Source organism: Paenibacillus gorillae (assembly GCF_000513275.1).
Lineage (GTDB): Bacteria > Bacillota > Bacilli > Paenibacillales > Paenibacillaceae > Pristimantibacillus > Pristimantibacillus gorillae.
The window spans coordinates 170333-181061 of sequence record NZ_CBVJ010000095.1; the positions used below are offsets into that span (position 1 = coordinate 170333).

At 54.1% G+C, this 10729-nt stretch carries 7 protein-coding genes; 2 read left to right on the plus strand and 5 right to left on the minus strand.

Annotated elements, in window-relative coordinates:
- Positions 1-335: 335 nt before the first annotated feature.
- The 4 genes from TY10_RS17575 to pruA form a co-directional block, all read right to left on the minus strand.
- Positions 336-2036, minus strand: a complete 1701-nt coding sequence (locus TY10_RS17575; RefSeq protein ID WP_042166169.1) for a glycerol-3-phosphate dehydrogenase/oxidase — start codon at positions 2034-2036, stop codon at positions 336-338.
- A gap of 266 nt (positions 2037-2302) precedes the next feature.
- The gene (gene glpK, locus TY10_RS17580) at positions 2303-3799 is read right to left on the minus strand and encodes a glycerol kinase GlpK (RefSeq protein WP_042166172.1); all 1497 of its coding nucleotides are present in this window, start codon (positions 3797-3799) and stop codon (positions 2303-2305) included.
- A 39-nt stretch (positions 3800-3838) separates the two neighbouring features.
- A complete protein-coding gene (locus tag TY10_RS17585) occupies positions 3839-4408 on the minus strand; it encodes a glycerol-3-phosphate responsive antiterminator (protein ID WP_042166223.1) in 570 nt (189 codons plus the stop codon).
- Between the two features lie 112 nt (positions 4409-4520).
- On the minus strand, positions 4521-6068 hold the full coding sequence (gene pruA, locus TY10_RS17590; RefSeq protein ID WP_042166174.1) for an L-glutamate gamma-semialdehyde dehydrogenase: 1548 nt from the start codon (positions 6066-6068) through the stop codon (positions 4521-4523).
- A 73-nt stretch (positions 6069-6141) separates the two neighbouring features.
- On the opposite strand from pruA, the gene TY10_RS17595 reads away from it, so the two are divergent.
- A complete protein-coding gene (locus TY10_RS17595) occupies positions 6142-7062 on the plus strand; it encodes a proline dehydrogenase family protein (protein WP_042166224.1) in 921 nt (306 codons plus the stop codon).
- 79 nt (positions 7063-7141) lie between these two features.
- Here TY10_RS17595 and TY10_RS17600 read toward each other — a convergent pair whose 3' ends face one another.
- Positions 7142-8257, minus strand: coding sequence for a M24 family metallopeptidase (locus tag TY10_RS17600; protein ID WP_052350611.1), 1116 nt, complete (start codon positions 8255-8257; stop codon positions 7142-7144).
- Between the two features lie 286 nt (positions 8258-8543).
- On the opposite strand from TY10_RS17600, the gene TY10_RS17605 reads away from it, so the two are divergent.
- The gene (locus TY10_RS17605; protein ID WP_042166177.1) at positions 8544-9776 is read left to right on the plus strand and encodes an aminopeptidase; all 1233 of its coding nucleotides are present in this window, start codon (positions 8544-8546) and stop codon (positions 9774-9776) included.
- Positions 9777-10729 lie beyond the last annotated feature (953 nt).

Sequence of the window (10729 nt, forward strand, 5' to 3'; positions counted from 1 at the left end):
TATAACGCAATTGGGTTCGCTAAATTGAGAACCTGCTTCGCTAGAGCATCACACCCTGCCGGAGCGTAACAACGCAGCCAAACCAATGTTAGTTAAAACCTAACCTCATACTACCTGCCACCACGCATCATTATACTCGACTGCAGCATTTTACCCTGACGTATCAGCTTCACTGTGCACGTGGAACCGCTTAGTAAACACACTTCGGCGAAGCAGCAAGCCCCTATTAGTTGAACCCCGGGACCTTCAGCCAATATGCAACATCCCCTCGCACGAACCGTCTCTACCCTGCAGTCAGTGGGCTTCCTCTCCCCGTACTTCCTGTCATACAAAGCCTAATCCGCCTCAACCGGAACTACGGCATGGTCGAGCTCGGCTTCCAACTGCGCGGCGTAGGCTGCACTTTGCTCCTCCGACCAGCCGAAGACTTCGGCCATGTAAGCATGTACAGTTTCCTTCCAGCGGATGACCCTCGCCCGGTCAAATAATAAATTGCCCGTACGGCGAATCCAGAAATCGACCGGCTTTACCGTCATCTCATAACGAATTGCATACAGTAATTCAGCCATGACACCCATCGGAATGCCGCGCTTCATTCCCTCCGCCTGCGCTTCTTCCGACAGCTCCAGCACCTGCTTCATATTGGAGCCAAAACGCCCAGCTAACCGCTTAGCCTCATCTGCCGAGAAGCCTTTCCCCATTGCTGCTTTTGCCATTCCTGCTGCATAACTTTCATAACTGCTGGAACCGCCAACCTCTCCTCCTGACATCGGAAGCGTCTTCGTCCGGCTTGCCCCGATGCCGCTAATGCCATTCGCCGCCAACTGCGCGACAGCTTTGTCGACGGCAGTCTCGGCCATTTTCCGGTAACCTGTCAGTTTGCCTCCCGCCATCGAGATCAAGCCCGATTCCGAGACGAAAATCTCGTCCCGACGCGAAATTTCCGAAGGGTCCTTGCCCTCCTGATGGATGAGCGGCCGCAACCCGGCCCAGCTGGATTCTACATCCTCCGGTCTCAGACCAAGCGTCGGAAACATATCGTTCGCAGCTTTCAAAATATACTGCAGATCCCCTGACGTCATCCGCGGATGAGCAATATCCGACTTGTAGTTCGTATCCGTCGTACCGATATACGTCTTGCCCTCACGCGGTATCGCAAACACCATTCTGCCGTCCGGCGTATCGAAGTAAATCGCTTGCGTCAGCGGAAAACGGCTCTGATCGAAAACCAGATGAACGCCTTTGGTCAAATGCAGTGTTTTCCCCTTTTTCGAACCGTCCTTCTCACGCAGCTTATCGACCCATGGACCCGCGGCGTTGATGAACGCCTTCGCACGCAGTTCCCCAACCGTTCCCGAGATGCTGTCACGCGCATGAACGCCCGCGACCTTCCCATCCCCGCCATAGATGAATGACTCTGCTGTCACATAAGGTATCGCATCCGCTCCCAGCTCCACCGCCTTCTTCAGCACTTCGATTGTCAGTCTCGCATCATCCGTACGGTACTCTACATAATAGCCGCCGCCCTTCATTCCTTCACGCTTCAGCAGCGGCTCTTTCGCTAAAGTTGCGTCAACGCTCAGCATTTTGCGGCGTTCCTTTCTCTTCACTCCGGCCAGAAAATCGTAAACCCGAAGTCCAAGGGATGTGCTGAACCGCCCGAAAGTGCCTCCCGCGTAAAAGGGCAACAGCATCCATTCCGGCGTCGTCACATGCGGCCCGTTCTCATAGACGATTGCCCGCTCCTTGCCAACTTCGGCTACAACGCCGATTTCCAGCTGCTTCAAATAACGCAAGCCGCCATGCACCAGCTTCGTCGAACGGCTAGACGTGCCCGCCGCAAAATCCTGCATGTCGATCAAAGCGGTTCGCAGCCCCCGTGACTGCGCATCAAGCGCAATACCGGCTCCCGTTATTCCCCCGCCAATAATAAGCAGATCATAGGTATCCCCCTGCATCCTCTCCCACACTTCATTTCTGTACAGCGCATTAAACACCGATTCATTATTCCGCACCTTTTCACTTGCATTTCCCATTATGAATCACCCGTTTCTTCTATAGTGACGGAATGCAAAAAAGGAGAAGCCGCAAACACCTCTTGCTTCTGCTTACGCAAAAAACGAGAGGTTATTACGGTTTCTCCTAATCTCCGACCGATTATAAACTTGTAAGGCCATCTTACCACACAACGTCCTGTAAAAGCCAGCCCGGATCTCGCCGCTTGCAGCTCCATGTAAAGCATTGTCTGACGGTGCTCAATCCGTTCCTGCAGCCGTTATCGACCGGAACGGAAGGCGGTTGTCTACCGGAATGCCATCGCAGCTTTGACCGCTTTCTTCCAGCCCGCGTACAGCTCGGCAGTGCGCTCCGGATCGATCTCGGGCTCAAAGACGCGTTCCGTGCTGCGCTGCCCTTCGATCTGCTCCCGGCTGTCCCAGTAGCCGACAGCGAGGCCCGCCAAATAAGCAGCGCCTAGCGCCGTCGCTTCGCTAATGGCCGGCCGCTCTACCGGCACCTGAAGCAGATCGCTTTGAATTTGCATCAGCAAATTATTGCGGATTGCGCCGCCATCGACGCATAGCGTTTTCAGCTGCATACCGGAGGACTGCTCCATCGCCTCCAGCACATCCTTTACCTGATAAGCAATCGCTTCCAGCGTAGCGCGGACAAAATGCTCCCGCGTCGTTCCACGCGTCATCCCGAATGCGGCACCGCGCACGTGGCTGTCCCAATACGGCGTGCCCAGACCGACAAACGCCGGTACAACGTAGACGCCCTCGCTCGATTCCACCGATGCCGCAAGGCGCTCGCTTTCCTCCGATGTCTCGATCATACCAAGCCCTTCGCGGAGCCATTGAATAGCTGAACCGGCGACAAATACGCTGCCTTCCAGCGCATAATCGACCTTGCCATTGATACCCCAAGCTATCGTCGTCAACAGCCCATGCTCCGATTGAATCGGCTCCGGGCCCGTATTCATCAGCATAAAACAGCCTGTACCGTACGTGTTTTTTGCCTCCCCTTTGTCATAGCAGGCATGTCCAAACAAAGCGGACTGCTGGTCGCCCGCTGCGCCAGCAATGGCAATTTCGCCGCCAAATAGCGCCGCGTCCGTACTGCCGTACACCTCTGAAGATGAGCGGACCTCCGGAAGCATCGACTCCGGAATATCCAGCAGCTCCAGCAGTTCCTTGTCCCAGCCCAGCTCATAAATATTGTAGAGCAACGTACGCGAAGCATTGGAATAATCCGTCGCGTGAACCGCTCCTCCTGTCAGCTTCCAGATGAGCCAGCTGTCGACGGTTCCGAACAGCAGCTGCCCTGCTTCTGCCTGCTCGCGTGCCCCTTCTACTTCATCAAGCAGCCATTTCACCTTCGTCCCGGAAAAATAAGGGTCGATCAACAATCCGGTTTTTTCTCGGATCAGCTCATCATGCCCAGCACTTTTCAATGCTTCGCATATGTCAGCTGTTTGGCGCGACTGCCAGACGACAGCAGAATAAATCGGCTTGCCCGTCTCCCGGTTCCAGACGATCGTCGTCTCGCGCTGATTCGTAATGCCAATACCCGCGATCCGGTCCGCCGTCAGCCCTTCCTTCGCCAGCACCTCGCGAACGACCGCCACTGACGTTTCCCATAGCTGCTCCGCATCCTGCTCCACCCAGCCAGGCTGAGGAAACAGACAGGTAACAGGCTGCTGAGCAACCGCGAACGGTTCGCCCGCATGGTTGAACAATATCGCCCGCGTACTGGTCGTCCCCTGATCCAAGGCTAAAATATACTTCGCCTGCTGTTCCATGCCGTCATCCCCTCTTCGTACCTGAAATGTTTAACCCAATCAGCCCGTTTGCCCCGGCGCATAACGTTTCCAAAGCTCCCGTCTGGAAGTCGTTACGGCTTCAGCCCCAGCAGCAATAGCGGCCTCGACATCATCAGCAGTCCGGATGAGACCGCCGGCCAGAACCGGCGTCCCCGTCTTTTCCTTAACCTCCCGAATCATGTGCGGCATGACGCCCGGCAGCACCTCGATGAAGTCCGGCTGTGCCCGTTCAATGACGGCATAGCTCTTTTCCAGCGCGTTCGTATCGAGCAGAAAAAGCCGCTGAATCGCAATCAGGCCATTCTGCTTCGTCTTCTGAATGACACCTGCTCTTGTCGATATAATGCCTGCCGGCGCAATTTGCTGGCATAAAAACTGCGCCGCATGCTCGTCATTTTTCAACCCTTCGATCAAATCCGCATGAATTAATATTCGCTTGCCATGCCTCGAAGCCTCATCTACAATGCTTTTCAACTGTCCGATCTGGCTGTCGAGCAGCACCAAATAAGTATATGACGAAGCGATTAGCGCTTCGAAATCTTTCCACCCTCGTATCGAAGGCATAATCGGCTGCCCGAAAAAAGACACCTGCATCGCTCCCCGTCATCCATAACATCATCCTTTTCAATAACTCTATTTTAACCATCATTATGGACGGGATCATAGCCTTTTGCTAAAAAAACACATAGGCAGGCTGTCGTTAATACCGCTCCGACACCAGCTTCGCTTGCATAAACAGCTGCAAATAATCCCTGCTCCCCGCCTTAGAGTCCGTACCCGACATATTGAAGCCGCCAAACGGATGGGCTCCGACCAAAGCACCGGTGCATTTGCGATTGAAGTAAAGATTGCCTGCAAAAAACTCGCGCCGCGCCTGCTCCAAATGTGACCGGTCATTGGAAATGACCGCACCTGTCAGCCCGTAATCAGTCGCATTGGCAATCGCAATCGCCTCCTCGAATGAGCCGGCCTTCGTAACAGCGATGATTGGCCCAAATATCTCCTCCTGCGAAATTCGCGCAGCGCTGTCAACATCAGCGAATATCGTCGGCTCGATATAATATCCTTCGGCGCTACCGGTGCCCCCTCCGGCTACGAGGCGTCCCTCTGTTTTTCCAATTTCGATATAGGCCTGTATTTTGGCATACGCCTTCTCGTCAATAACCGGACCAATTGAGGCAGAGGCTAGAGCCGGATCATCCATAACGAGCCGCTGAGTGCGCTCAGCTACCTTTTGCAGCACCGTATCATAGACCGCCTCATGAACAATAGCCCGTGAACAAGCGGAGCATTTTTGCCCGGAAAATCCAAAAGCAGCAGCCGTAATAGAGTCAGCAGCCAGCTCCAGATCAGCGTCGCTATCGACGATAATGGCATCCTTTCCTCCCATTTCGGCGATGACTCGCTTGATCCATTTTTGCCCGGGATGCGTCACGGCCGCCCTTTCATTGATACGAAGCCCCACTTCACGGGAGCCGGTAAAGCTGACGAACCGGGTCAGCGGGTGGTCAACCAGCGCATCACCTATTTCGCTTCCTGGCCCCGGCAAATAATTGACGACGCCAGGCGGCAAGCCTGCCTCTTCCAGAAGTTCTGCCAGCTTAGCTGCTATCACTGGCGTTGGGCTTGCGGGCTTTAATACGACCGTGTTGCCCGCTACTATTGCTGCGGTGGTCATACCTGTTGTAATGGCAAGCGGAAAATTCCATGGAGGAATAATGATGCCGACGCCCAGCGGAATATAGCTGAGCTCGTTCTCCTCCTCCTTCAGCGCCGTCAGCGGCTGCGGCAGGGCGAGACGCTGCATTTCCCGCGCATAAAACTCCATAAAATCAATCGCTTCCGCCGTGTCGGCGTCCGCCTCGGCACGCGTTTTACCCGCCTCCAGCGTCATCCACGCCGAAAACTCATGCTTGCGCCGCCGCATGATCGCCGCTGCCCGGTATAAGTAACGGGCACGCTCCTCCGGCGCTTGGTGCCGCCAGCTTTCAAAAGCAGCCGCCGCTGCTTGAATCGCTTTTTCCGCTAGATTCGTATCGGCTTGGGAGACGATGCCGACGGTTTCTTTTATGCGCGCCGGATTGATCGAGGCTTCCTTCCTGTCCGTCTCGATGCGCTCGCCGCCGATAATAAGCGGATAATGCCGGCCAAGCTTGGACCGGACATCTTGCAGCGCGGCATCGTAGTCGCGATTATTGTTCGCATCGTTAAACGGAGTAAACGGTTCGTTCTGAAACGGAATTCGCATAATAGGAACAGCCTCCTTCGGAATAACATAGTGATGAGCAGCTGTTAATTAAGATTGAACTCGGGAGAGGATGGTGGACGGCACGGAGCTCTATCGGAAAGTGATGCTTACGGTTTCCGGCAGCAAGCCGGTCAAACGGCTGACGCTGAAGTATGGACGAAGGCTGGCGAGAAAATTTATTGCCGGCGAACGTCTGGAGGATGCGCTGCATCAGATCGAAGTATTGAATGACCGCGGCATTATGGTTACGCTGGACCATCTTGGCGAGGGCATCACGCATTTGGATGAGGCGGAGGGCTACAGAGATGAATACATCAGGCTTGTTGACGGGATCGCAGAGCGGAAGGTCAATGCCAACGTGTCGCTCAAACCGACGCAAATGGGAATGGCGATCGACAGCGAGGCCTGCTACCGCAACATCAGCACGGTCGTGCGGCAGGCTGCCGGGCACCGGATTTTCGTCCGAATCGATATGGAGGACTCCCCGTTCACACAGCGTACGATGGATCTCGTCACCCGCCTGCACGGCGATGGACTAACGAACGTTGGCACGGTCGTTCAAGCCTATCTTTTCCGAACGATGGACGATGTCCGCACCCTCGCCAAGGCCGGCGTCAAGCTCCGGCTCGTGAAAGGGGCTTACAAGGAGCCCGCCTCCATCGCCTATCAGCGCAAGAGCGACGTTATATCCAGCTTCAAGCGAATCATCCGGTTCCATCTCGATCAAGGCATTTATACCGCGATTGCGACGCATGATGATACGATCATTAATTGGGTAAAAGAATACGCCCGCCGCAACCGGCTGCCGAAATCCGCCTTCGAATTTCAGATGCTCTACGGTTTGCGGTCGAATGAGCAAGCATCGCTTGCCAAGCAGGGCTATCGGATACGCTGCTACATGCCGTATGGAACCATGTGGTATCCCTACTACACGCGCAGGCTGGCCGAGAAGCCGGCAAACTTGATGCTGGTTCTAAAAAATATGTTCCACTAAGCCAAAATAGGCCATGAATCGGTTCCGCTTGGTTGTTGGGGAACTGTTCATGGCTTATTGGGTTCCTATCTTTCAAACATCAACCGCCGATAATCGTCAGTTCTTTCGGATAGCTCGTCAGCACATCGGCCGTACCATCAGCGCGGATATACACATCATCCTCGATCCGGACGCCGCCGACAATAGGATCATAGACGCCTGGTTCCACCGTGAACAGCAGCCCCGGCTCGATGATCGTATGATTTTGACCCGATACCGAAGGCTGCTCATGCACATCCATTCCGAAGCCATGTCCAACCCGGTGGGTGAAAAGCGGGCCAAAGCCGCGCTGCGTAATCGCCTCTCGTGCCGCTTGATCAACGGCTGACAAAGGGACACCGGCACACGCTGCCGCTATGCCTGCTTTGTTGGCCGTCAGCACCGCATCGTAGATGTCACGCTGCGCCTGTGATGGCTCGCCTATTACAAAAGTACGCGTAATATCAGAGCAATAGCCACCCTCCTGAACGCCGATATCGATCAGCAGAAAATGGCCATTTTCCAGCTTATAAGGTCCCGGCACACCATGAGGCAGCGCCGATCTTGCGCCTGTGAGCACAATCGATTCGAAGGCCGGACGATCGGCTCCAAGCTTGCGCATCTGATATTCGAGCTCGGCTGTCAGCTCGATTTCGGTTACGCCCACGGCAGCTCTGCTGACCGTATGCGCCACTACCTGCTCCACCATATGAACGGCGGTCCTCACCTTCGCAATTTCATCCTCGCTTTTTTTCATCCGCAGCGACAGAATGAAAGCCTCCAGATCAACGAAGCTTCCTTCCGGAAAAGCGGATTGAAGCCGTTCGGCCTTTGCGACCGACACGGCTTCCTTCTCGATGCCGATGGAGCGCTCGCTGCCCGTGGTGTACTTTTTCAACACGTCATAGGCATTGTCCGTATCGGAGATTGGCACTGTAGAGTGCGGATCAGCATGCTTTTCCGCTTCCGGCAGGTCGAGCAACGGCATATACAGCTTCTCCTCGCCCGTTGCCGCGTCTAAAGTAAACGCTAGAAAACGCTCATGGGGATTGCAATAGAAGCCGGTAAAATAATAAACGTTCGTAGGCGATGTTATCATCGCGAGATCGATTGCATTTTGCTTCATATAACCAAGCAAGCTTTGTTTTCGGGACTGCCAGACGGATTGTCCAGTCAATGTGGTTCCCCCTTTATTTTTATCATACCGGAATGGTCGTTTGTTCGTTTTGTTGGGCTTTGCGCTGCTTCATCGCACGGTACGGTATTGTATAGCGGCGACCTGCCATGTATGGCATTGCATGTCAGCCTCCCGCATGTTCGGCATTGCATGTCAGCCTGCCGCATAATCGGCTCCCTCCATTGTAGCATAACCGTTCGCCCGTTTCCTCGCGCCGCTCCTATTATATTCGCCCGCCGGGCAAGGTATAATGGACGTAGAGATTGTAAACGAGAGGATGATCTTCATGTTGAGTTTTGAGCAAAAGCTGTCCAATTACGCCGAACTGATCGTACGCATCGGAGCCAACGTCCAGCAGGGACAATCCGTCATGCTGAATGCATCGGTGGATGCCATCGAGCTTACGCGGCTTGTCGTTAAAAAAGCCTATGAAGCCGGTGCCTATCAGGTAAAAGTGAGCTGGCATGACGACGCCGTCTCGCGTATCAAATATGATTTGGCGCCGGAGGCGTCGCTGCTGGAGGAGCCGAAATGGTCTGCCGGCGAAAAGCTCGAAATGGCCGAGCAAGGCGCGGCATCGATTACAATCAGCACTGCTGATCCTGACTTGCTTCGCGGCGTGCCGATCGAGCGCGTCAATAGCACCGACCGGGTGCTTCGCAAAGCGAATGAGAAATACCGCCAATATGCCCAAGCCTTCAAATTCAGCTGGTCGCTGGCTACTGCCCCTTCCGCTGCTTGGGCGGCAAAAGTATTTCCTGACGTTCCCGAGGAGGAGCAGATCGGCAAGCTTTGGGATGCAATCTTCAGCATGGTGCGGGCCGACCAGCCTGATCCGATTGCCGCTTGGGAGGCTCATATTCGCGTCCTGAAAGAGAAGGCTGCTTACTTGAATGATAAGAGCTATAAGGAGCTGCACTATACCGGCCCTGGTACGGATCTGACGATTGCTTTGCCGGAGGGCCATGTATGGCTGGGCGGCAGCAAAAGCAATGAGCAGGGCACGCTGTTCGTGCCCAACCTGCCGACGGAGGAGGTCTATACCGCCCCGCTTCGCACGGGCGTCAACGGTACAGTCTCCAGCACGAAACCGCTGAGCTATAACGGTAATGTCATCGACCGCTTCTCGTTCACCTTCGAGAACGGGCGTGTCGTAAGCGTTTCTGCGGAGCAGGGCGAGGAAGCGCTGAAAGGGCTGATCGAGACCGACGAGGGCTCGCATTATTTGGGCGAGGTGGCGCTCGTTCCGCATCATTCGCCGATCTCGGACTCGAACATTTTGTTCTACAAAACGCTGTTCGACGAAAACGCCTCCTGCCATCTCGCCGTCGGCAGCGCTTATGCCTCCTGCGTGGAGGGTGGAGCAAAGATGTCGCAAGAGGAGCTGGCTGCGAAAGGATTAAACCGCAGCATGGCACATACGGATTTCATGATCGGCTCAGGCGAGCTGAACATTTACGGCATCACAGCCGATGGGCAGCGCGAAGCTGTGTTGTTGAACGGCAATTGGGCGTTCTAGGGGGAGCGTATCTGCGGGAAAACCGGTTCGCTGCGCGTTTCGGCTCAGGCTGCCGTTCTTGATTCCATCTCTAAACTCGCTTCGCGCGCCTTCAGATGGATAGAATCTTCAAAATGTCATCCTGAGCTCGAAACGCTCCGCTGCCCTGCCGCCCCCAACCTTAACCAGTTCAGAATAAACAGGCTTTGCCGTCTTATCGGCAAAGCCTGTTTTACGATTACAATTTTCTTCGATTAGCTGTCTTCTTACGCTTGCTTCATCCTATTGAGCTGTTTAGCGGAATAGGCTCGTTGTTTAGTTATGTCAGTGCTCGATGCACCACTTTAACGCAGCAAGCTCCTTATTTAGTTGTATTCGAGCTCGATGCGCCAATTTAGCGAAACACGTTCGTTATTTTGCGCATCCAGATTCGTTATTCGTTTAACCCGTGAGTTACTTTTTCTCTGCAACGAAGCAATTTTCGCTTTCCGTGAACCTTGGTTCGCGAATAGCGAAGTTTAGTTCGCTGTTGGCGATCCCCCACTAGTTTGACCGTTCATTAGCGAATTTGGCTTCGTTACATTGCGAGGCAGGTTCGCTATTCTGTGCCTGGAGTTTGGTTACCCCATTTCAGCGAAGCAACTTCGCTATTTACCTTGCTGCAGCGCCCTGCCACACTTTAGCGAAGCAGGTTCGCTATTTTGCGAAGCTAGGTTCGTTATGCACTTGACCTGTGAGTTACTTTTTCGCTGCAACGAAGCAATTTTCGCTTTCCGTGAACCTTGGTTCGCGAATAGCGAAATTTAGTTCGCTGTTGGCGATACCCCACCAGTTTGTCTGCTCATTAGCGAACTTGACTTCGTTACATTGCGAAGCTGGTTCGCTATTTTATATAACTAGGTTCGTGGCTACAGTTAACGCAGCAAGTTCCTTATTTAGTTGTATTCGAGCTCGATGCGCCAATTTAGCGAAGC